Source organism: Canibacter zhoujuaniae, assembly GCF_011752015.1.
Classification (GTDB): domain Bacteria; phylum Actinomycetota; class Actinomycetes; order Actinomycetales; family Microbacteriaceae; genus Canibacter; species Canibacter zhoujuaniae.
In genome coordinates this window covers 250003-272941 of the sequence record NZ_JAAIKA010000001.1, presented here as the reverse complement: position 1 = coordinate 272941, position 22939 = coordinate 250003, and the positions used below count along the sequence as shown (strand labels likewise).

General features: G+C 53.8%; 20 protein-coding genes. 6 read left to right on the top strand and 14 right to left on the bottom strand.

The window, feature by feature from the left end; all coding sequences use genetic code 11:
- Positions 1–5 precede the first annotated feature (5 nt).
- On the bottom strand, positions 6–725 hold the full coding sequence (gene fabG / locus HCQ99_RS01250) for a 3-oxoacyl-ACP reductase FabG (RefSeq protein WP_243854495.1): 720 nt from the start codon (positions 723–725) through the stop codon (positions 6–8).
- 81 nt (positions 726–806) lie between these two features.
- Between fabG and HCQ99_RS01245 the strand changes: the two genes are divergently transcribed.
- The 3 genes from HCQ99_RS01245 to HCQ99_RS01235 are packed head-to-tail and all read left to right on the top strand — an operon-like array spanning position 807 to position 2295.
- A complete protein-coding gene (locus HCQ99_RS01245; protein ID WP_166984761.1) occupies positions 807–1169 on the top strand; it encodes a DUF3099 domain-containing protein in 363 nt (120 codons plus the stop codon).
- 5 nt (positions 1170–1174) lie between these two features.
- Complete coding sequence (locus HCQ99_RS01240) at positions 1175–1396, top strand: hypothetical protein (RefSeq protein ID WP_243854496.1); 222 nt, start codon at positions 1175–1177, stop codon at positions 1394–1396.
- Positions 1393–2295 (top strand): SURF1 family cytochrome oxidase biogenesis protein, encoded by a 903-nt coding sequence (locus HCQ99_RS01235; protein ID WP_243854497.1) that lies wholly within the window; start codon positions 1393–1395, stop codon positions 2293–2295. Before HCQ99_RS01240 ends, HCQ99_RS01235 begins: the two co-directional genes overlap by 4 nt.
- Here the strand turns inward: HCQ99_RS01235 and abc-f are convergent.
- The 6 genes from abc-f to sufB form a co-directional block, all read right to left on the bottom strand.
- Positions 2292–3842: a ribosomal protection-like ABC-F family protein gene (gene abc-f / locus HCQ99_RS01230; protein WP_424945195.1), complete on the bottom strand. Its 1551-nt coding sequence runs from the start codon at positions 3840–3842 to the stop codon at positions 2292–2294. The genes HCQ99_RS01235 and abc-f overlap by 4 nt on opposite strands.
- A gap of 47 nt (positions 3843–3889) precedes the next feature.
- Complete coding sequence (locus HCQ99_RS01225) at positions 3890–4207, bottom strand: metal-sulfur cluster assembly factor (RefSeq protein ID WP_166986415.1); 318 nt, start codon at positions 4205–4207, stop codon at positions 3890–3892.
- 111 nt (positions 4208–4318) lie between these two features.
- A complete protein-coding gene (sufC, locus tag HCQ99_RS01220) occupies positions 4319–5077 on the bottom strand; it encodes a Fe-S cluster assembly ATPase SufC (protein WP_166984757.1) in 759 nt (252 codons plus the stop codon).
- Positions 5077–5412, bottom strand: coding sequence for a Rieske (2Fe-2S) protein (locus HCQ99_RS01215; protein WP_166984755.1), 336 nt, complete (start codon positions 5410–5412; stop codon positions 5077–5079). The genes sufC and HCQ99_RS01215 overlap by 1 nt, the downstream gene beginning before the upstream one ends.
- 2 nt (positions 5413–5414) lie before the next feature.
- Positions 5415–6578: a Fe-S cluster assembly protein SufD gene (gene sufD / locus HCQ99_RS01210; protein ID WP_166984753.1), complete on the bottom strand. Its 1164-nt coding sequence runs from the start codon at positions 6576–6578 to the stop codon at positions 5415–5417.
- A gap of 3 nt (positions 6579–6581) precedes the next feature.
- On the bottom strand, positions 6582–8000 hold the full coding sequence (sufB, locus tag HCQ99_RS01205; protein WP_166984751.1) for a Fe-S cluster assembly protein SufB: 1419 nt from the start codon (positions 7998–8000) through the stop codon (positions 6582–6584).
- Positions 8001–8155: 155 nt separating this feature from the next.
- Here sufB and HCQ99_RS01200 point away from each other — a divergent pair, with 155 nt between their 5' ends.
- The 3 genes from HCQ99_RS01200 to HCQ99_RS01190 all read left to right on the top strand — a co-directional run bounded on the left by HCQ99_RS01200 (position 8156) and on the right by HCQ99_RS01190 (position 11444).
- Positions 8156–9079, top strand: coding sequence for a COX15/CtaA family protein (locus tag HCQ99_RS01200; protein ID WP_166984749.1), 924 nt, complete (start codon positions 8156–8158; stop codon positions 9077–9079).
- A gap of 260 nt (positions 9080–9339) precedes the next feature.
- Positions 9340–10275: an Abi family protein gene (locus HCQ99_RS01195; RefSeq protein ID WP_166984747.1), complete on the top strand. Its 936-nt coding sequence runs from the start codon at positions 9340–9342 to the stop codon at positions 10273–10275.
- A gap of 140 nt (positions 10276–10415) precedes the next feature.
- Entirely contained in the window at positions 10416–11444 is a 1029-nt protein-coding gene (locus HCQ99_RS01190; protein ID WP_166984745.1) for an NADP-dependent oxidoreductase, read from the top strand.
- On the opposite strand, the gene HCQ99_RS01185 is transcribed toward HCQ99_RS01190, so the two are convergent.
- The 7 genes from HCQ99_RS01185 to HCQ99_RS01155 all read right to left on the bottom strand — a co-directional run bounded on the left by HCQ99_RS01185 (position 11441) and on the right by HCQ99_RS01155 (position 22906).
- Positions 11441–12739, bottom strand: coding sequence for an exonuclease domain-containing protein (locus HCQ99_RS01185; RefSeq protein WP_166984743.1), 1299 nt, complete (start codon positions 12737–12739; stop codon positions 11441–11443). The genes HCQ99_RS01190 and HCQ99_RS01185 overlap by 4 nt on opposite strands.
- A 138-nt stretch (positions 12740–12877) precedes the next feature.
- The gene (locus HCQ99_RS01180) at positions 12878–13354 is read right to left on the bottom strand and encodes a hypothetical protein (RefSeq protein WP_166984741.1); all 477 of its coding nucleotides are present in this window, start codon (positions 13352–13354) and stop codon (positions 12878–12880) included.
- Positions 13355–13542: 188 nt separating this feature from the next.
- Complete coding sequence (locus tag HCQ99_RS01175) at positions 13543–16530, bottom strand: type I restriction endonuclease subunit R (RefSeq protein WP_208317137.1); 2988 nt, start codon at positions 16528–16530, stop codon at positions 13543–13545.
- Positions 16530–17801: a restriction endonuclease subunit S gene (locus tag HCQ99_RS01170; protein ID WP_166984737.1), complete on the bottom strand. Its 1272-nt coding sequence runs from the start codon at positions 17799–17801 to the stop codon at positions 16530–16532. The genes HCQ99_RS01175 and HCQ99_RS01170 overlap by 1 nt, the downstream gene beginning before the upstream one ends.
- Positions 17801–19852 carry a type I restriction-modification system subunit M gene (locus tag HCQ99_RS01165; protein ID WP_166984735.1) on the bottom strand — a complete coding sequence of 684 codons (2052 nt, stop codon included), beginning with the start codon at positions 19850–19852 and terminating at the stop codon, positions 17801–17803. The genes HCQ99_RS01170 and HCQ99_RS01165 overlap by 1 nt, the downstream gene beginning before the upstream one ends.
- 78 nt (positions 19853–19930) lie before the next feature.
- Positions 19931–21889 (bottom strand): acyltransferase family protein, encoded by a 1959-nt coding sequence (locus tag HCQ99_RS01160; RefSeq protein WP_166984733.1) that lies wholly within the window; start codon positions 21887–21889, stop codon positions 19931–19933.
- A 72-nt stretch (positions 21890–21961) separates the two neighbouring features.
- On the bottom strand, positions 21962–22906 hold the full coding sequence (locus HCQ99_RS01155; protein ID WP_166984731.1) for a heme o synthase: 945 nt from the start codon (positions 22904–22906) through the stop codon (positions 21962–21964).
- Positions 22907–22939: the final 33 nt, after the last annotated feature.

The following is a 22939-nucleotide window of genomic DNA, read 5'->3' as shown; positions in this document are numbered from 1 at the left end:
AATAGCTAGTGACCCATCCCGAGACCGCCGTCGACAGGGATGACAGCGCCTGAAATGTAGGCTGCGTCGGGGCCTGCGAGGAATGATGCAACACCGGCGATTTCAGAGGCATCACCAAAACGAGCCGCAGGAATGTTTGCTAGATACTGTTTCTGCTGCGCCTCTGGCAGCACCGCAGTCATTTCAGTGTCAATAAAGCCCGGTGCGATCACGTTTGCGGTAATGTTGCGCCCGCCTAGTTCGCGAGTGAGTGAGCGCGCAAACCCGACAAGCGCAGCCTTAGATGCGGCGTAGTTTGTTTGCCCCGGCGATCCGTAGAGACCGACAACACTTGAGATCAGGATCACACGGCCAAATTTTGCGCGCAAGAATCCCATTGAGGCGCGCTTCACGACACGGAAAGCGCCGGTTAGGTTGGTGTCAATCACACCGGTAAATTCTTCTTCGCTCATGCGCATCAGCAGAGTGTCTTTAGTGATGCCGGCGTTGGCCACCACCACCTCAACCGGCCCCCATTTTTCTTCAACCTGTTTAAATGCTGCGTCAACGCTTGCAGAGTCAGTAACGTCAGCTTGCACGGTAAATGCGCCCTCGGGCCCTCCCTCACCGGAGCGTGAGGTAACCGCAACACGATGACCGTCAGCGATCAGACGCTCAGCAATAGCGCACCCAATGCCGCGATTTCCACCGGTGATTAGAACTACTCGGCCAGTCTCTTGAGCCACATTTCCTCCTCTTGTGGGATCAACCATTTTCATTAATGCTAGCTGTTCAAGGAAGGCGTACACTGAATGTGGGAGGTGGTCGTGTCGGAGTCGGTAAATATCACGAGTGTGGGCGTTGATCCTGCCGCAGATCGGGCACGACGCCAGCGTTTTTACCTGCTTTCGATGGCGATCCGCTTTGTGTGCGTTGCGTCGCTGTTTTTTCTGCCGCTGCAGCTGTCATGGTTTGCAATTGTGGGGGCGGTTGTGCTGCCCTATTTCGCGGTTATGATCGCCAACGCTGTCGCGCCAACAGTCGATGATGCTAAATTTCAGACGGTGACGCCAGCTGCGATCACCCCGGAGGCACCCAGTGCCCCAGCAGCGAGCACCCCGCACACTATTGTTGTTGATGCTTTTGCGGATCGGAAAAGCTCAGGTGAACGCATTTATGGGGAGTCTTAAGCGCTGTGATCCGCAATCTGTTTGATGAGAGTCTGCCGCGCTACACCTGTTCGCGCACGAACTGCCTCGCGCACGCAACGGCAAAGCTCCTGTGGCGCAATCCAAAAATTCACAGCAACGGTAAAACCAAAATATGGCTTGCCTGCCCTAAACACCGCGAGTATCTGTTTAACTTTTTAGCGGCAAGAGATTTCCCAGTCGAGATTGAGGAAATTACAGAACTGTGAATCGCGAACAAAATAAGTATGTCGGGTGGCGTTTTCTGTATTCACCACGGTGGATCGGCTATTACGCGATGCTGGTTATTTTCGCGGTTGCCTGTGTGCTGCTCAGTGACTGGCAGTTCAACCGTCGCGAAGAGGCGCGCGCTGAAATAGCCAGAATCGTCAATAACTATGACGCACCCGCAAAAAACCTGTCAGAGGTTTTGCGCCCCGGTGACAGCTTCGACACCGATGACATGAAGTGGTTGCCGGTTACTGTGACCGGTGAATTTGTTGGCGAGCCGCTGCTCGCACGCAATCGCCCCGGCGCTGGCGGCTCTGGCTCTGACGTGGTGCGCGCTTTTCAAGCGACCGACGGCACAGTTATTTTTGTCGATCTCGGTTGGGTCGACTATTCATTAGACGGTGACACCGCAGCCGATTTTGCCGCGCTGCCTACTCCCCCAACGGGTAAAACGCACGATTTAACAATTCGACTGCGCGCGAGTGAACCGCAAATTAAAGACCGGGTTTCAACCACTGAAACTGTTGGCACGCTCAACGTCTCTGACATGTTAGAGGTGGCAAACCGCAAGGGCCCTGCCATTAGTGAGCAACAACTGATAACCGCTGCGTATGGCATGTTTATTGCTGCTCAACCGACTGTAGAGCACGGCGCACTGCCCGACAAACCCGCGCTAGATGAGGGGCCGCATCTGTCTTACGCACTGCAGTGGATAGTTTTCATTGCGATCGCGGGATCCGGGGTGTGGTACGCGGCACGGCAGGAGTTTAAAAACTTTAACCGCGGATCCGCAAGGGTTAAACAGATGGAAGAAAAAGCGCAGGCCAAACAGCGTGCCCGTGAGGCAAAACGCGGTAAGAGCGACGCCGATATCGAAGACGAACTGTTAGACGGTTAAGCAAGCTCGATCAGATCGAGATAGTCTGCAGACCAGATGTCTTCGGTAGCTTCGGGCATAATCAGCACCCGCTCTGGGTTGAGGGCTGCAACCGCGCCCGGATCGTGCGAGACCAGCACCACTGCCCCGGTGAATGTCGCAAGCGCGTTTAGGATCTCTTCGCGGCTGGCCGGATCCAGGTTGTTTGTTGGCTCATCCAGCAGCAACACGTTTGCACTGGAAACAACCAGCGTTGCAAGCGCAAGCCTAGTTTTTTCACCGCCTGAGAGCACCCCAGCCGGCTTATGCACGTCATCGCCGGTGAAGAGGAACGAGCCGAGCACTTTGCGCGCCTCTGTTTCGGTTAAATGCGGCGAGGCAGACACCATGTTTTCAAGCACAGAGCGCTTAACATCGAGTGTTTCATGCTCTTGCGCATAGTATCCAACCTTTAAACCGTGCCCTGCTATCAGTTTGCCGGTGTCTGGCTTATCAACACCGGCGAGGATGCGCAGCAGTGTGGTTTTACCCGCGCCGTTAAAGCCGAGCACAACAACTTTGCTGCCCTTATCGATAGCCAGATCAACGCCGGCAAAAATCTCCAGCGAACCGTAAGACTTTGAGATGCTCTCAGCCATGAGCGGTGTTTTCCCGCAGGGTTGCGGATCGGGGAAACGCAGTTTTGCCACTTGGTCAACCTGCCGCACAGCCTCAAGCCCGGAGAGCATTTTCTCGGCTCTGGCGACCATCTGGTGTGCTGCGGCAGCTTTTGAGGCTTTCGCCCCAAAGCGAGCAGCCTGTTCTTTTAGCGCGCTGGCTTTCTTTTCAACATTGGCCCGCTCTTTACGGCGTCGCTCCTCGTCGGCGGCACGCTGGCGCAGATAGTGCTTCCACCCCATGTTGTAGATGTCGATAACCTGCCGGTTAGCGTCAAGATAGAAGACACGGTTTACGGTTTCGTCTACCAGCTCTACGTCGTGGCTGATGATTATGACCCCGCCTTTATAGCTGCGCAGAAACTGCCTGAGCCAGGCAATAGAGTCGGCGTCGAGGTGGTTTGTGGGCTCGTCAAGGATCATCGTGTCGGCGTCGGAAAAAAGGATCCGCGCTAATTCGATGCGTCGCCGCTGCCCACCCGACAGCTCGCCCAGTGGTTGTTCGAGCACACGATCAGGCAGCCCGAGATTGTGGGCGATCGTCGCCGCTTCGCTCTCTGCCGCATAACCGCCGAGTGTGTGCAGCTGATCCTGCAGCCGACCGAAGCGTTTCATCGCGCGTTCGGCAACCGTCGTATCGCTGCTCGACATTTGCTCTGTGGCTACCGCGAGCTGTTCGTGCAGTGTGCCCAAACCGCGCGCGTCTAAAATGCGGTTGCGTGCTATCTGTTCGGGGTCTGCGGATCGCGGATCCTGCGGCAAAAACCCGAGCTTGCCGCGCACACTCACCCGCCCCTCGCTCGCCTGTTTGTCACCGGCGAGAACTTTAGTGAGGGTGGTTTTGCCCGCACCGTTTCGGCCAACCAAGCCGATTTTGTCACCGGGGTTGACCGTGAACGAGACGTCGCTCATTAACCGTCTGGCGCCAACATCAATCGCCAGACTCTCTACTGAAATCACTAGATTGAAAAACCTAGGGCGCGCATCATGTCGCGGCCGTCATCGGTGATGCGCTGCGGAGTCCACGGCGGCATCCACACCCAGTTGATGCGGAATGCGGCAACAAGGCCGTCGAGTGCTTCAGCAATATCGTTTTCGATAACGTCAGTGAGCGGGCAGCCGGCGCTCGTCAGCGTCATTGACACAACAAGCGCGTCATTTGCTTCATCGTAGGCGAGGTCGTAAATGAGACCGAGGTCGACGATGTTTACCCCGAGTTCTGGGTCAGAAACATTTTTCAGCGCTTCAAGCGCCTGCTCTTTAAAGGCAGGATCCATATTGGCAAACTGCGGCTGAGTCAAAAAAATGCCTTTCTGTTTAATGAACTCGCTGGAGACTGATTTTACTCTGACTCCAGCGAGTTGTGAAGCACTGCTTCTTTAATCAGGTTATGCAGCAGCCTTAAGGTAGCGATCGTAGCCCTCTTCTTCAAGCTGCTCTGCAAGCTCTGGGCCGCCCTGCTCTACCATCTTGCCGTCAACAAAAACGTGCACGTAGTCGGGTTTAATGTAGCGCAGGATGCGAGTGTAGTGGGTGATCAACAGCACGCCAAGGTCGTTGCTCTCGTGCGCGCGGTTCACACCCTCTGACACGATGCGCAGCGCATCAACGTCAAGGCCGGAGTCGGTTTCGTCGAGCAGCGCAAACTTTGGCTTTAGCAGTTCGAGCTGCAGAATCTCAGCGCGCTTCTTTTCACCGCCTGAGAATCCTTCGTTCACGTTGCGCTCGAGGAATTCACCACCCATGCGCAGGTTTTCCATCGCACCCTTCACGTCTTTCATCCAGTCGCGGATCGCCGGTGCGTTACCGTCGATAGCGGTTTTCGCGGTGCGCAGGAAGTTTGACATGGTGACGCCCGGAATTTCTACCGGATACTGCATTGCGAGGAAGAGACCGGCTTTAGCGCGCTCGTCAACCTCCATTTCAAGCACGTCTTCACCGTCGAGGGTGATTGAGCCGCTGGTCACCTCATAGTCTGGGTGACCTGCGATGGTGGAGGCAAGGGTTGATTTGCCTGAGCCGTTTGGCCCCATGATTGCGTGGATCTCACCCGAGTTAATTGTGAGATTCACACCCTTAAGAATTTCTTTCGCACCGTTGTCAGTTTCGATTGAAACATGCAGGTCTTTAATTTCAAGAGTTGCCATTAGTCGTTTTTCTCCCTGTAAATCGGAGTTGGATCAATAAGAATTTGGTTGTTTTCGATCTTCACATCAAAGACCGGGACCGGCTCATAGGCCGGCAGGTTTTGCGGCCAGCCGGTGCGCAACGAAAACTGTGAGCCGTGCGCCCAGCATTCGAGAGTGTCGTCCTCTACGAAACCTTCGCTCAATGAGATATCACCGTGGGTGCATCTGTCACCAATAGCGAAGACGTTGCCGTCGCTGTCGCGCACAACTGCGATGTGCTGGCCGGAAAGCTCAACTTTTTTGGGCGTGTTCACCTGCACCTCATCGGCTGCGCACACTGCTTCAAAGCTCATGCTTAGCGCTCCATGCTCGCAGCGATCGCAGCGTCTGAACGCGCAAGTTCAGCGTCGAGTCGCTCAGCAACTTGCGCAGCGATTTCAGCGTTGTCGATCTGTTGCACAACCTCGTTCAGGAAGCCGTGCACAACCAGGCGACGAGCTGTTAGTTCGTCGATGCCACGCGCCATCAGATAAAACAGATGCTCCTCATCGAAACGGCCGGTTGCTGATGCGTGACCGGCACCTTCAATATCGCCGCACTCAATTTCAAGATTTGGAACAGAGTCGGCGATTGGGCCGCTTCCGAGCACCAAGTTCCGGTTTTCTTCATATGAGTCGGTGCCAACAGCTTCAGGGCCGATAAGCACGTCACCGATCCACACTGTGTGCGATCCGCGCCCCTGCAGCGCACCCTTATAGCTGACGCGTGAGCGACAGTTGGGCGCCTGGTGGTTCACCCAAACCTGGTGTTCGAGGTGCTGGCCGGGATCGGCAAAGTAGAGGCCGTGCAGCTCGACGTCTGCGCCCTTGTGCACAAGGTGTGCCGACGGGTTGATGCGCACGATCTTGCCACTCAGGTTGATAACAACGTGCTTTAAGAAAGCATCACGGCCAACCTCAGCATGGTGGGCTGAAACATGAATCGCATCTTCATCCCACTCACCAATCGTGATGAGGTTGAGTTTTGCGCCGTCTCCCACTTTCACTTCAACTGTTTCGGTGAGTTTCGCGCTGCCGCTGTAAACGAGAGTGAGCACAGCCTGTGCGTGCGGTTTCACATCAATAAAAATATGGCCGCCGCTTGCTGCGGTGCCGTAATCAGACAGCCGCACAACACCCTGTTTTTCTTCTTCGCCGCTGATCTCGATGACGAGTGCTTCTTCGAAAGCGTTGTGCGCGCGCACTGCCGCACGGTCTTCTGGTTTGTAGACCGAAGCGATGCGAGCATCGTCGCGGCTTACGAATTTAGCGTCAATTCCGGCTGTTTCTCCGGCGTCTACGGTTGGTTTAGCTGCTGCCAGCTCACCGTTCAAGATTGCGTCGAGCTCTTTCACGGGAGTGTAGCGCCACTCAGCCTCACGACCGGTAACCTCCGGGAAATCAGCGAGGTCGGTTGAGCTGGGGCGCTCTGAGCGAGTTTGGATTGGTACGAACTTTTCGTCGTTGTGGTTAATACCCATTACTTAGCCGACCGATCCTTCCATATTCATTTCGATAAGTTTATTCAGCTCGAGTGCGTACTCCATTGGCAGTTCGCGTGCGATCGGCTCAATAAAGCCGCGCACAATCATCGACATTGCTTCAGTTTCGGTAAGACCCCGGCTCATCAGGTAGAACAGCTGCGCTTCGCTCACCTTGGTGACGGTTGCCTCATGGCCGAGCTGCACGTCATCAACCCGAATATCGATTGCGGGATAGGTGTCTGAGCGTGAAATACGGTCTACCAGCAGCGCATCACAGATAACGGAGTTTGCTGAATGGTGCGCATTTTCAGCGATCTTGACCTCACCGCGATAGCCGGCCCGGCCACCGCCACGCGCAATCGACTTTGACACGATTGATGACTGCGTGTGCGGCGCTAAGTGAATCATCTTTGCGCCAGCATCCTGGTGCTGACCGGGGCCTGCAAAGGCGACTGAGAGAGTCTCACCCTTGGCGTGCGCACCGGTTAAGAAGATTGACGGATACTTCATCGTCACTTTTGAGCCGATATTGCCGTCAACCCATTCCATAGTTGCGCCCTCTTCAGCGATTGCACGCTTCGTGACGAGGTTGTACACATTGGTAGACCAGTTCTGAATTGTGGTGTAACGCACACGGGCGTTTTTCTTCACAATAATCTCAACAACAGCAGAGTGCAGTGAGTCGGTCTTATAGATTGGTGCGGTGCAGCCTTCGATGTAGTGCACGTAGCTACCCTCATCGGCAATAATCAGGGTGCGCTCAAACTGCCCCATGTTCTCAGTATTAATGCGGAAGTATGCCTGCAGCGGAATCTCAACGTGCACGCCCTTCGGAACATAAACAAAGGATCCACCAGACCACACTGCGGTATTTAGGGCAGCGAATTTGTTGTCTCCGGCAGGAATAACGGTGCCGAAATACTCTTCGAAAATTTCTGGGTGTTCTTTTAGCGCGGTGTCAGTGTCGAGGAAGATAACCCCCTGCTGTTCGAGATCTTCACGAATCTGATGGTAGACAACCTCTGACTCATACTGTGCTGCAACACCGGCAACCAGACGCTGACGCTCAGCCTCTGGGATGCCGAGGCGCTCGTAGGTGTTTTTAATATCTTCTGGCAGATCTTCCCAGGTTTGCGCCTGCTCTTCTGTCGAGCGCACAAAGTATTTGATGTTGTCAAAATCAATCTCTGAAAGATCTGCGCCCCACTGCGGCATTGGTTTGCGATCAAACAGCTGCAGTGCTTTGAGGCGACGCTGAAGCATCCATTCAGGTTCACCCTTTAAACGAGAAATATCGCGCACAACATCTTCGCTCAGGCCGCGCTTGGCGCTTGCCCCGGCTGCGTCAGAGTCGTGCCACCCAAACTCGTACTTACCTAGCTCTTGCAGTTCGGGACGATCAATTAATACGTCTGTCATTACACCTTCCTTGCGGGCTTTTAGTCGCGGTTGCGCATAGAATAGGCACTGTTAGCGACCACGCCTTCTACTCTACCGAGCGCTGCCTGAATTTTAGGTAGGCTTGAATCAGGTTAGGCTTACCTTGCCAGACACGCGCCTAAAGGAGTTTTTCGATGTCACCTGCCACCGCCCCTGCCTCTCTTGCGGATCACGGCAATCAAGGCATCAAAAGCCCGTGGCTGAGGCGCATGGCCTGGGCTTCAATGCTTGCCAATATCGTGATTATCGGCACCGGTGGTGCTGTGCGCCTAACCGGTTCGGGGCTGGGCTGCCCGACTTGGCCGTTGTGCACTCCCGGCTCTCTGCTGCCGACAGAAGAGCTCACATGGCATTCAGCGGTTGAGTTTGGCAACCGTCTCATGACCGGGGTGCTCAGTGTGTTAGCGCTTGCTGTGCTGATTCTTGTGTGGCGTTACCGGAAGCAGCGCCCAGATCTTTTCGCGCTTGCCTGGGTCATGCTCGCGGGTGTGTTAGCGCAGGCGGTTGTGGGTGGCATTATTGTGATTACCGGGCTCAACCCGCTGATCGTCGGGTTCCACTATTTTGCCTCCATTTTGATGGTGACTGTCGGCACGGTTTTTGTGATGCGCATGACCCAAGCGCCCGGCCCGCGAGTGAAGGTTGTGAAAGACTCTATTTGGCTCACCACGACCCTGATCGCAGTGCTTAGTGTTGCGACTATTTTCGTTGGGATCATCACCACCGGGGTTGGCCCCCACTCTGGTGATGCTAACGTGCAGCGCACCGGCATTGATGCACAGCTGCTCGCGCACATGCACGCTTGGCCGGGTTATGCGCTGCTTAGCGTCACAGTTATTGGTTTGATTCTTGCCTATGCAACGAACGCTAGCACCCGCAAGTTTTTTGCCGCGCTTTTGGTGCTGCAGCTTGTGCAGGTGGCTATCGGAATTTATCAGGCTAACTTTGGGCTGCCACCGATCGCGGTTGGGGCACACATGGTGCTGGCAGCGATCCTCGCATCGATCACCACCGCAATGATTGTGCGTTCGAGCAAGCCACACTCTCTTGCAGACTGACCTAGGTTAGTTCCACTAGCGGATTCTTCTTCGAGTCCGTTGGGTTATCTCTCCCGGCTAACGCAGGCACGAATCCACCACCGCTATCACCCATACTGTTTCATGGCTTTTACCTGATCCGCACGGTATGCGCAATCTTGGTTGTGTATCATTCATGCAGTGGTATAAAATGGGTAACGATAGATCCCCGGTCAGGCCTCTCACCCATCGCGGGTGATGCACAAATGGCCGGGGCCTTTCATATCGTGGAGGCAAACCCAATGCCGAAAGAATGGTTGAGCTACGAGCAACAAGTAGAACTGCTCGGCCAGCGCGGCATGTGCTTTGATGACACAGCAGCTGCAATTAAGTTCCTTGCGAGAGTCAATTACTACCGCTTCTCAGGGTACTTCCGGTACTGGCAGCATGATCCAGCAGGCGGCAACAACCGATTCTTTGACGGCACCTCATTCGAAACTATTTGTGCACTCTATAACGCTGAGCAAGAACTTGTGAGTGTCTGCGATGAACTGCTGCACCCTCTGGAGGTTCTTCTTCGCACCCGGTTCGCTTATGCCTATGGTCGCCATGTTGGGGTAACGGGGAAGTTTGCACGCGGTGAGGGTTTCACCCAATCACCCCACCAGGATGCGATACGTGTCGAAGAACATGCGCTTTCCAATCTTGACCGCAGTAAAGAAGATTTCGTCGCTCATTACCGTGGTGAGGTCAAGCAAGGCCGTGTCTACAAGCCTGAAGCCTATGACCGCATGCCAATCTGGGTTGCAGTGGAAGCCTTCTCTTTCGGCAGCCTGTCTCGTCTCATCGAAGCTTCCAGTGCCTCCGGCGTGCTTGATGATATCGCAGAATCGATGGGCACGTCGCGCAAATTACTGCCCGGTCAAGTCAAATCATTCGTATATTTACGTAACCGAGTAGCCCATTGCGCTCAGCTGTGGAACCACCGGGTGCTCGATGTTCCCGGTCTACAACCGAAGACCGCCAGACAAATCAAGCGGAATTACCGCACCTTTTCAGATCATTCAATATACAAAATTTTTGTCGCGCTTGACGATGTCGCTACCCGTTCTGGAATATCTAGCGCGTGGTTGACAGACACTATCGAGCCCATATTAAACAAGCATCCGTTGCTAGCGAAAGGGATAGCCGAGCCGGCACGCTACGGAGAACTATCTCGCGATACCCTTATCAATTAGATTTTGTGGCAGAGCTGTCGTAGCTGAAGAGATCTCTGTTGCACGGATTCAAACCATTTATCGATCTTTACACCGCAACCGGTCGTTAAGATGAATACCTAAACATCGTTTCGCAAGCCACAAGACCGGAAAGAAGGCTAATGAAAACCGCCCAGCTATTAAAGTACAACAAGAAGTCGATACAGCTTTCACTCGAGGAGGCTCCAAAGCCGACACCCGCCCCTCACCAGGCTCTGCTGCGTGTGCTGACAGCGGGTGTGAACCCTCTTGACAACATGGTCTCCCGGGGCGAAGTAAAGCTCATCACGCCATACTCTCTGCCGCTTATTGCCGGCCATGAAGTGGTTGGCATCATCGAGGAAGTAGCAACACCACACACCAGGTTTCAGCCGGGCGACAGGGTTTTTGCGAGACTCCCGCTAGATAACATAGGTGCCTTTGCTGAATATGTTGCCGTAGATGTTGACGCGCTCGCGCATGTGCCTGATGTTTTCAACGATGTGGAGGCTGCCGCGATCCCGCTCACGGCGCTGACCGCCGTGCAGTCTCTGCAGCTGATGGATCCGCAACCGGGCGAGACAATCTTCATTTCAGGCGGCACCGGCGCTCTGGGTGCAATGGCCATCCCCCTAGCTAAAGCCAAAGGGTTAACAGTCATCACAAACGGCTCTGCCAGTAACAGGGAGCGGGTGCTAGAGCTGGGTGCTGACCTTTTCTTCGACTATCGCACCCAAGACTACGCCACCGAGCTAGAAAATATAGATTATGTGCTCGACAGTGTAGGCGGCAAAGAGACTGAGCGCCAGATGGGAATCTTAAAACCCGGCGGGCACATAGTTTCTCTGCGCGCTCTGCCAAACGGCGCTTTTGCAAAGCGTATGGGCCTTCCTCTGTTCAAGCAGATGCTATTCACTCTGGCCGGCAGGAAGTTTGATGCGCTAGCCAAACGTCACAAGGTCACCTATGATTTCCTCTTTGTAGAATCCAATGGTGCTCAGCTGCAAGATGCCGCAGCCGTGCTCGCCGAGCGCAGCATCTCCCCCGCTGTTGACGCGGTTTACGATCTTGCCGATATTAATCAGGCACTTGAGAAGGTGGCGAACGGCCGCTCTAAGGGAAAGACGGTCTTAAACATCTCTAAGCAGAGTACCGGAGGAAATCGCGGCTAGTCGGCAAAGCGGATTATGTCGCGCGCTACTTCCTCGGCAATAATCGGGATCCCGTAAACACGCGCCTTCTTAGCTTTTAATGACTGTGAGTCTGGATCCCCCGCAATTAGCACTCGGGTCTTTTTCGCGATGCCGGCCAACTCTACACCGTGTGCTGCCAGGTACGCAGTCCAGTCTGCTCTACTAAACTTCTTTTCACCCGTCACGGTCACCCGATCACCGGCGTGCAACAGAATTCCCTGCAAAGGGCCCACTTGCTCAGAAACAGGACGGCCGGCAGCACTCCCCTGCGACTGTGACCGAGCTGCGGCAGATAGGCTAGACCGGTTAGAAGCGAGAGCAGCCTCCGTAGCAGCTTCGGAAACACCTAAGGCGCTAGCAACAGTCAACACGATGTTGCGCTCTTGCTCGGTAATAACTCCATCAGCCCAGGCTTGTTCGATCAACTGAGAAACATAACTCTCATGCAGCTCTCGCAGACCGTCACGGCCCACTCTATTATTATTAGCGAAAGATACTAACTGAGTCTGCTCAGTTAGCGACAGCTGCTGATCCAACAACACCAGATCTAACAGTTTGAAATATTCCTCAAACGCCACGCTCGCCACAGGCGCACGGTCACGAACCAGCCCAGCAAACCAGCCACCATCACGCGCAGCGGCACGAGCCTCAGCAACAAGTTTTCGACTCAAAAGCACCGGCTGCTGCGGTGACGAAAGACCGGGTGTCGATCGCACACCGGTTAAATCTGTAACCTGTGCGCACAGAGCGCTAATCATGTGGTCAAAAGCGGGAGTGTTTTTTAAGAGGTACTGAAAAAGCTTTGCGGTTGCGATGGCATCAGCAACAGCCGCATGCGCCTGCTCATTAGTGATGCCGAGATACTCACAGCAGGCACCCAGTTTTACGCTCGGCAGATTTAAATATTTCTTCGCAAGCCTGACCGTGTCAATCACAGGCAGATCCTGTGCGGGGCCGCGCCCGCATCGCCGCAGCTCGTGATGAATAAAACCGCTATCAAACCGTGCGTTGTGTGCGACGAGAATGCGCCCATCGAGCGAGGACAACAACCTGTCAGCGATATCTGAAAAAATAGGGGCACCGCACACATCAGCGGCAGTAATTTTATGCACCTCTGTAGCGCTCACATGCCGTTGCGGGTTCACCAGGGTTTCCCATGAGCTTTCAATCTCGCCAGCAGGGCTCAGCTCGACAACACCAATTTCTATAATCCGGTGCCCGTGGTTAAACGAAAAACCGGTCGTTTCTATATCTACAACTGCGTAGCCGCGCATCCTCAACTCTCGCTTTCCAAGGATGGTGGATAGAGTGCCTTTCGGCTGCCATACTGCTTTTTATATTACTCTACGGGCAATTGAGTGATCAGCTCTTGTGAGTTGTGAAACATGACCACCTTCCGGGTCGTCCACGCCTCAGTTTTCCGTCATCACCCGTTTAGCGGCCTCTGCGGTATCTCGCCATGCTTGACGCACTTCCTCATCATTCATCCCCGGTTTCCAAGCCCGCAGTAAGACAACAAATACCAGCTCCACAGCTATTGCGATAAGCACTATGATTCCTGCTGATGACAGAGAACCAGTTAGCACGTAAGACGCTGCAAAATAGATGCTTGCTAACAGAAAAAGCTTTGCAAATATGGGTAGCCAACCACCTGGAGAATTATGCTTCTTTTTTCTTGCATAATTCAGATCAAACGTGGTCGATAGTGTTTCGCAAATAACCACGCTTAATCCCACAATAATTATCAATAGATGCACAGGCATCTTGTATGGCAATAGCCAAAACACAACGGCAGAGGCTATAAGAACACATACACCGACAATAAAACCAGTGATTAGATGCCCCCACCAGGCGTATGAAAACGAGACAGGCTTCCAAGAAGTATCCATGCCACTTCTCCGTTCTCACCAACGCTAGCAGCAGCTACACCGCTACCTGCCAACCCGAGTGCCAAACTTACAGAGGTTCCAATAATTATATTGCTTGCGAATCTTTATTAGTTGGACGGAGACAGCAGTTTCTGGCTGGTGGGTAGCAGTGCACAAGTGCCGAATGGAGTTACTGTCACCGATCCGGTTCAGTCTTTGCGGTTGAGGCGCTCGTGAATCAGGGGTAAGAGCACGCGGTCAATATCAGCTTTGAACTGTGGATCGGCAAGATATTTAATCGCAAAATCCTGATTCTGGTTCATGCGGTCGAGCACGATATCTTGGATCCGCTCAGCGTAAACGATGGAGAACATGTCCATCGAGTTGTGCGCACGCGATTTAACCTCGGGATCTTCCACCATATCTTCGGTGAGCTGTTCGATGACCTTATCCATGTGGGTGAACTCGGTGCCCCAACGGTCGTTGAGCTTAGAAATGATATTAGACAGTGTGTCTTTGTCGTCTTCCTTAACGCCGCCAGTGTCGGGATTGTTTGACAGTTGCCCTTGCTCATCTGCCAGGGCGATGGATCCTTCATACACCTGCTGCAGGCGGTAATACTGCAATGTGACTTCATCATCGAGGCTCGGGGCGGGGTCGCCGTCGATGCGGAGCTTGCGCACCAAAAGTTTTGCGTAAGCGGCAAAACGATGCAGGGTCGCATCATCGTAGCGGATGATGTGGGTCAAGAAATCATAGTTGCGGGTGAACTTATTCATTCGCGCCCGCACTTTGAGCTTGTCTTCGTCACTAAGCTCATTGAATCGACCCACCGCCGGGTCTAGGTAGGCGTTGAGCCTACTGAAGTCGAGGTTTGTTTGTTTCTTCTGCGCGGTGAAGAACACCCGATTAAAGCCTTCAAGCTCTTTGTCTGTCCACAAATGGTATGACGCGAGGAAGTGGTACAGATCGTAGACGATGTTGGGGTCGGTTTCGGCTGTGATGCCTGTCGAAATGTAATAGTCTTGGAATGATTTTTGAATATCTTCTGCGCTGTTGACGAAATCGAGCACGAATGTGTCGGTTTTGCCCGGGTGCATCCGGTTGATCCGCGACAGGGTTTGCACTGCTTTCACGCCGTGCAGTTTTTTATCGACATACATTGTGTGCAGGAGCGGCTGATCGAAACCGGTCTGGTATTTCTCTGCAACCAGCAGCAGCTGATATTCCCCCGTTGCGAACCGTTCCGGGAGCTCTTCTTCCGGGATCTGGTTGAGCTGCTGCTCAGTGTATTCCGCGCCCTTATCGTCTACTGTGCCAGAGAAGGCAACCAGCACACCCAGGTCGGTGTAGCCCATGCGTTCGATGTAGTCACGGAATGCAAAAAAATAGCGCACCGCGTGCAGACGCGAGCCGGTAACCAGCATCGCTTTAGCGTTTCCACCAATCTTGTGAGCGACGTTGGCACGAAAGTGCTCGATGATGATCTCTGCTTTTTGCCGCAGGTTGTACGGGTGCAGGCTTAAATATTTCCCCAGCGCTTTGTTGGCTTGTTTCGTCGAATATTCTGGATCTTCGGCAGTGGTTTTACCCACTTTGTAATACGTTTGATATGTGGTGTAGTTTTGCAGCACATCGAGGATGAATCCCTCTTCGATCGCTTGCCGCATTGAGTAGACGTGGAAGGGCTCTGGTGTGCTATCTGGCACGGGGGTGCCGAACATTTCTAGCGTTTTTTGCTTCGGTGTGGCTGTGAAAGCGAAGAAGGATAGGTTCTTTTGCCGGCCTTGGGTTAGAAGTTCTTGCGCGATCTGCTCATCAATTTCGAGCTGCTCTTCTTCGACCTGCGCTTCAGCTGCCGCGTAACGCTCGAGGAGGTCTTCTTCTGAGTCTTTCCCCTCTGTTGCCGTATCTGCCAGCACCTGCTTTAACCGTTCAGATGTCTCACCTGTTTGTGAGGAGTGCGCCTCATCAACGATCACCGCAAATCGTTTACCGGCTGTGGCGATAGCGCTCACGTCTACAAACGGAAACTTTTGCAGGGTGGAAATAATGATTTTCGCCCCGTCGGTTAAAGCTTCGGTCAACTGCCGGGCGCTTTTATCTACCCGCACTACCACACCGGCTGTGTGATCCATTGCGTAGATCGTATCTTGGAGTTGCTTGTCTAGCACCCGCCTGTCGGTGATGACGATGATTGAATCAAACACTGCCCGCTGCTGACTGTCGTGCAGGTTGGAGAGATGGTGCGCAAGCCAGGCTATCGTGTTTGATTTACCGGAGCCGGCAGAGTGCTGCACCAGATAGTTTGTGCCCGCGCCATGCGTTTTTGCGTCGGCAACTAGAGCGCGCACGGCGTCAAGCTGGTGGTAGCGCGGGAAGATCAGTTTATTTTTCCGCGCATCAGTTTTATTTGGGATGAATTGCACGAAGCGGTGCAGAATATCGAGCAGTGAATCTCTTGCCAGCACCTGCTCCCACAGGTAGGAAGTTTTGTATTTTTCGGGGACGGGCGGGTTGCCGGCACCGTTGTTAAAACCACGGTTAAACGGTAAGAACACTGTGTTTAAGCCGTTCAGTTTGGTGGTCATCCACACTTCGTCAGTATCGAGCGCAAAATGCACTACTGCGCGGCGGTTCAGGCCGAACAGCACCTCTGAGGCAGGCCGTGAGCGCTTGTATTGCTCAATCGCATCACGATAGGTCTGGCCGGTGAGTTGGTTTTTTAACTCCAAGGTCACCACAGGAATGCCGTTGACGAACAGCACTGTATCAACAGAGTTGTTGTTTTTCGTCGTGTAGCGCAGCTGGCGCACGAGAGTCATGCGGTTGGCCCAGTATTTTTCTGCCAGCATCTCGTTTAGGTCTGAGCCGGGCGCAAAATACACTAGCTTGAATCTGGCGCCGAGGTCTTCCACACCCTGGCGCAAAACCTCAACCACGCCGCGCTGATCAAGTTCACGCGCCACACGTTTGCAGAATTTTTCTGCGGCTTTAGTGCCGTGGATGCGCTCTAGGCGCTCCCACTGCTGCGGCTGGGTTTCTTGCACGAATTCGAGGAGATCCTGCGGATACAAGTCCAGCTGCTTGTCGTAGCCGGCCGACGGCCTCGACTCGTAGCGGTCAAACTTGGAAGAGCCAACGTTAGTCAGCCAGTGTTCTATTTCTTCTTCAAACCTGCGCTCAGAAGTATCCATCACGCGACCTCCCCCACACGAATTTTGCCCGTCACCGCATCGTTAATAACCTGTTTGCGATAGTCGCCCAGCAGCTCGATCTGCCGTTTGATGCCAGCTACAGCTGAATCGATGTCACGGGTTTTTCGATCAAGATAAGCTGCAATTTGCCTCTGCTCTTCATAAGGTGGGATTGCAACCAAAAGAGTAGCGAGTGTCTTAAACCTGAAGTCGACAGTGCGTTGTCTAATGCCGCGGGCAAGAGATTCAATAAATCCAGAACGTGCCATGTATCTAAGTAGATATGCAAAGAAATGCGGGCTTCCCTCACCTTGCATGCTACAAACGGAATATACGGGCGTCGATTTCCCTGAAGAATCAGACACTCCGATCGCACCAGCAAATGCGTCCATCTCGTGAATGACTAGGTCACCTATTTCAACACCCTGATATCCGATTTCTTGCAGAGACTCAGTAAATCCGTCAATTCTTCGGTTTCGTCGCAGCGTAACAGTGCCGTCTCTAAAACAGGTAACAGTCTCAGCGCCATCTTTAACAGGTCTTTGCAGCTTGATGAAAACGCGCTTACCCGGAGCTACCTCCCAATGGGATGGAACACTAGGCAACCATTCAATTCCACTGTCTTTCATCGGCGCGTGGGGGTCGAGGCCGCGGGTCACCGTGTGGGCGATCAGCTCACGCCGATACCGCTCCAGCAGCTCAACCTGCCGCCTAAGCTTCCCAACAACCCCATCAACCTCACCAGTCTTATCATCCAGATAATCGGCAATAAGCTGCTGCATTGTTGCGTCATCAGAGAACGGAACTATCATGTTTCCGAAGTTCGACACTGTTAACTGATTAATAGTGGTTGTTAGGTAGGTTGGTAGGTAATAATTAAATAAGTCGGAGTTAAGCAAGTAGTAGAAATACCTGCTGTTGCAGTAAGGCCTAGCGATCATCATGAAGGCTCCAAAAGCCATTCCATCTTCATCTATGACAGCGCTTTTACCAATCAGTTTTTTACTGCCGTTAGCAGAGCATATTAAAACGTCTCCTCGGGCTGCTTTAGCCTTATCTGGAATATCTAAGTCAACGTAAATCAGATCGGTTTTGTCTAATTTTCCGTTGCGAATATTGTTTGACCTGAGCACAGGAGTCCCATGGTCAGATAGGTTTTCTGGAGAGTATGTTAACCCATTATTAATATCAGCAAGCCTTTTAATTCTGATAGCACTCCATCCCTCTGGTAATTCACCGAACCAAACCTCCTTATCTTCAAGATGAGGCATCATCTCACCTGCTCACTGAAGAGTTTGGCGATGTCAGCTTGAATGCTCGCTGAGAGAGCTTGAATTTCGGCGAGGGTTTTTACCGGGTCACCCAGCTCCTCATATTTATAGAAGTAGCGGGTGAAGGGAATCTCGTAGCCGACCTTGGTTTTCGCACGGTCAATCCATGCGTCCGGTGCATAGGGGATAACCTCCCGCTGAAAGTAGGCGTCGATATCTTCTCGCAAAGGTATCTGCTCGGTGTCGCGCAGATCAGGGTCGGCCTCAATGTTGCCCTTCGCGTCACGGCACATATCAGCCTCAGGGTTTTTAGTGCCAAGCTCAGCCACAATCTTCCGCAAGGCGGCAACGCTGATCTTCTCACCCCGGGCTTTAACACCCTCGCTGAGCAGATCGGTAAACTCATCACGGTTGAGGTAAACCCGCTCAGGGTTAAGCCCCGCTAGCGTCTCAAGAATTGCCCGCTGCAACTGCTCCCCCGCCTGAATCTGCTCACTGCGGGCGGGCTCAGTTTTCTTCTTCGAGACAGCAAGATCGGCAAAAACCCTAGTCTGCTGCAGCCGGTCAAGCGCCTCAGCAGTGGCCTGAAAACTTAACCGCAGCGGGCTTTCAACGGTGATCTCGTGGTAGCCAAAATCTGCAGTGTCAAAAATTTTAGAGTGTTCAGTCTCTGCAAACGCCCCGTAAAGCTTCGTAATGGCACTAATGTGCTCTGGGGTGAGCTCTTTCCGCTTCTCGCCGAGGGGTTTGCGCATGCGCTGAAAATAACTCGTGGCATCAATCAGCTGCACCCTGTTCTGACGCTTACGCTCTTTACGGTTAGACAGCACCCAAACATAGGTGAGAATCCCCGTGTTATAAAACATCTGATCTGGCAGCGCGATAATCGCTTCCAACCAGTCATTTTCGAGAATCCAGCGGCGAATCTCCGATTCACCTCCCCCAGCACCGCCCGTAAACAGCGGGGAGCCGTTAAAAACAATCGCGATCCGGGTGCCCGGCGCGTTCACCGGATCTTTCGGGTCATAGGGCCGCATCTTCGAGATCATATGCTGCAAAAACAGAAACGACCCATCAGAGACGCGCGGAGTGCCCGCACCAAAACGGCCCTGCCAGCCCTTACGTTTCGCTTCATCAAGAATCGGGTCGGCATACTTCTTCCAATTCACCCCAAAAGGTGGGTTACACAGCATATAGTCAAACCGCTTACCTGCGGTTTGGTCGTTGGTTAGAGAATTACCCTGATAGATGCGCTCCTGACGCTCACCCTTAATCATGATGTCTGACTTAGCGACCGCATAGGTTTGCGGGTTGAGCTCCTGCCCGAAAACCTCAAGACGCGCGGTGCTGTTCAACCCGGCAACGTGCTGCGCGGCGGTCGAAAGCATGCCGCCGGTGCCAACACCCGGATCATAGAGCGAAACCATCGCACCAGGTGCGCAGATCCTGTCAATATCTGCGTCTGGGTTAAACAAAATATTGACCATCAGCGTGATAACCTCACGCGGTGTGAAGTGCTCACCAGCAGTCTCGTTAGAAAGCTCAGAAAACCTGCGGATGAGCTCCTCGAAAATGTAACCCATCTGAGAGTTACTGACTACATCCGGGTGCAGATTAACATTCGCGGAGGTAAACTCAGCGAGCACCTGGTAAAGCAGGCCCGCCTTATCGAGACGCTCGATCACGTTATAGAAGTTATAAGACTCCATCACCTCACGTGCTGCCGGGGCAAAAGACTGCACATAGTAAGACAGGTTTTGTTCCAGGTTGTCTGGGTCATTAAGCAGCGTCTTGAGCGTAAAGTTTGAGGTATTCCAAAACGGGTAGCCCGTGGCCTTCGCATACTGCAGCTCCTTCACCTGAGACGGCAGCGAGGTGGCTTTAATATCTAAAACAGCCTGCTTCGTGTCAACCAGCACTGAATCTAAACGGGTGAGCACCGTGAAAGGCAGCACAACGTCGCCATACTCGTGCTCTTTGTAGTCACCGCGCAGAAGCTCTGCGATGCTCCAGATCAAAGAGACGTGGCTGGTTAGTTTCTCAGCGCTCACTAAGATCGATCCCTTCATTCATTAGCCGTTTGCGTCCGTCATGCAAAATAAGTTCGGGCAAACACACTCATTAAAAGACTATCGCCCGAGCGCCGTCTTAAGCTGCTCAAGCAGCGCCTTAGAGACGCGCGCACCAAACAGCTCATTATTGACGTGCGACCCGTCAGGGCGAATATACCCCTGATCGCCGACCGCGTCATCGCACAGACCACCGGGGCCGGGGCCTGGGCCCGGCGCACAAAACAGACTGTCACCGTCAAGCACCACAACACTGTCGCGTTGCGCAGCCACCTGCTTCACAATCTCGTTAAACCGCTGCCGGTATTCATCGTGATAGATCATGTTTTGCAGCAGCGGCAGCTCGAGCGTCTCTGCCGGGCGGCTCAGCATGCCAAGCCCCGGGCGCTCAGTTAGTACAACGGCCAGAGTTGCACCGTCTGCGGTGAAACGATCCGCCGCTAATTTGAACGCTTTTTCCTGCTCCCGCCAAAACTCTTCAGAGTCCGGGCTGATCAGCCTACCCGAATCCGTATAGCGATCGATCACCTCATAGCGCGACCACCACAGCACAACCCCCGGCTGATACTGCTGCAGCGTCTCATCCTGCACCGGGCGCACACTCGGGCACTGCGCGCCGGTTTGGTCAACCGGCCCCAACTCCATGTGATACGCCATCGGGCTGCAGCCGCCGCGCGCCGCACTCACCAGCTCAAAACCATAGTCGCCGACATACTTTGACAGCTCAGGTGTGAGACGCTTCGGCACAGAATCACCAACCAGCATCACCACATTCTCGTTCAGGCTAGAGCCGGCGATAAGCGGCCGCACGGTTTTACTCAGCGGGGTGCCACCAACCAGTGTGGCAAGCAGAGCAGTAACAATGATGGTGCCCGCAGCGGCAAACAGAGTCTTGCGTGTTGAAAGCCACTTCGAGAGCGCGCCCTGGCGAATCGGCATCTCAATAAGATGGTATGACAGCGCCGCGCACACAACTGTGATGACAATAACCAGCAGCGCTTTCAGCGGCTGAAACTCTTTCACATCACCGAGGATCCACTGCGCCCACGGCCAGTGCCACAGATACAGCCCGTAAGAGATGCGGCCGAGATAGCTGACCGGCGCAAAAGCGAGAATGCGGGCTTCAAAGCCGTTAAGCTTGTGCGCGACACCAAGCAAGAGTGCCGCGGTCGCGATGCTAAAGAGCGCAGCACCGCCTTTAAAATAGAACGGTGCCGGGCCGTCTAGCACAGCAAATAAGGCAAGCATCACTATGCCGCCACCCCAAATGAGCGGGCGCGCCCAGCGGGCCACCCACGCCGCAAAAGCAGGACGCGCCACAAACAGTGCAGCAAGCGCGCCAAGCAGCAGCTCAAAAGCTTTAGTATCGGTGCCCATATAGGCGCGGTCGGTTGAAACGTGCGCGGCAAGCTGCCACATGAGTATCACCGACGCTACGACACCAACCCCGGTAGCAACGGTGAGTGCACCGAGTGCGCGATCCGCCCCGCTGGTGCTGCCGCGTTTGCGCCGCAAAACAGCCCACGCAATTAGCGTCACTAGCAGCGGCCAGAAAACATAAAACTGCTCTTCAACCGCGAGCGACCACATATGCAGGAGCGGTGACTCGGTGCCGTCTGCCGCAAAATATGAGGTGGAGCCGATAAAGCGCCAGTTTGCGAGATAAAAAACCGTCCACCAGGCGTCGGCACCAATCTCTTGGCGTCGGTAAATTGGCGCAAACCACTGCGCCCACACGAGCACAGCGAGCAGCACGAGAATAGCTGCCGGCATCAGCCGTTTAATGCGGCGCACCCAGAAATTAGCGAGACTTATTTTGCCGTCGCGGCGAATGCTGCGGATCAAACCGCCGGTGATGAAATACCCCGACAGCACAAAGAAAATGTCAACACCGAGGTAGCCAGCGGCCATCGTTGGCGCAGAGACGTGAAACAGAATAACGAGAAAAACCGCGACCGTGCGCAGGCCATCCAGCGCGTCAAGCCGGTTATCGTGTTTGGCAATAGTTTGAGCAGACATATTTGAAAATTATGATAGCGGCTTCGCCGCGCTCTCCCCGATAACCGCGCCCTTCGCGTTTTAACGTCTCAGCTAGCCAATAAAGCCGAAATAGAAGATAGGATCGAGCGCCATTGCCAGCGAGATAACCGTCAGATAGCTAATTGAGCCGTGGAAGACGCGCATCGGGCGCCCCTCCTTGCCGCGAATCGCGTGATTATAGAGCGCGTGACTCTCAATAATAAAGTATGCGCCAGAAACCACTGCGGTAATCGTGTAGATAAGACCCATCGGGGCAACCGGCACCAGCAGCAGCGACGCTGCAACAGTCGCCCACGCATAGAGAATAATCTGCAGGCTAACCGTGCTGCGGGCGCGCACAACCCCGAGCATCGGAACATTGGCGGCTGCGTAATCCTCTTTATATTTGATCGACAGCGGCCAATAGTGTGGCGGCGTCCAGAGGAAAATAACCAGGAAGAAGATCCACGGCTCCCAGCTTAAACTTTCTGTCACCGCAGCCCAGCCGATAAGCACCGGGAAGCACCCTGCGATGCCGCCCCAGATAATGTTTTGCTCACTGTGTCGCTTCAGAATCAGCGTGTAAATAACAACGTAAAAGAAAATCGCCACAAGCGACAGCAGCGCTGCAAGCCAGTTTGTGGTGATGTAAAGCCAGACGATTGACATAAGACCCAACACCCATGAGAAAATCAAGGCGTTACGGTCAGAGATTTCACCGGTTACCAGCGGCCGGTTTTTGGTGCGCCGCATCTTGCGATCCATGTCGCGATCGATATAGCAGTTGAACGCACCGGCACTGCCCGCGCTCATAGCACCGCCGATGAGCGTTGCGATAACAAGCCAGAAAGACGGTAGGCCCCGCTCAGCGAGGATCATCGCCGGCACTGTCACAACAAGCAGCAGCTCCATCACCCGCGGTTTTGTGAGGGCAAAATAGGCACGAACCGTTGAGCCTAGCGTGCGCGGCCTTTCGGGTGTTGCCTCGGCAGTAACTGACGCTATTTGAGTAGACATTACCTTAAATTATAGGCCCTTCATCTGATGGTT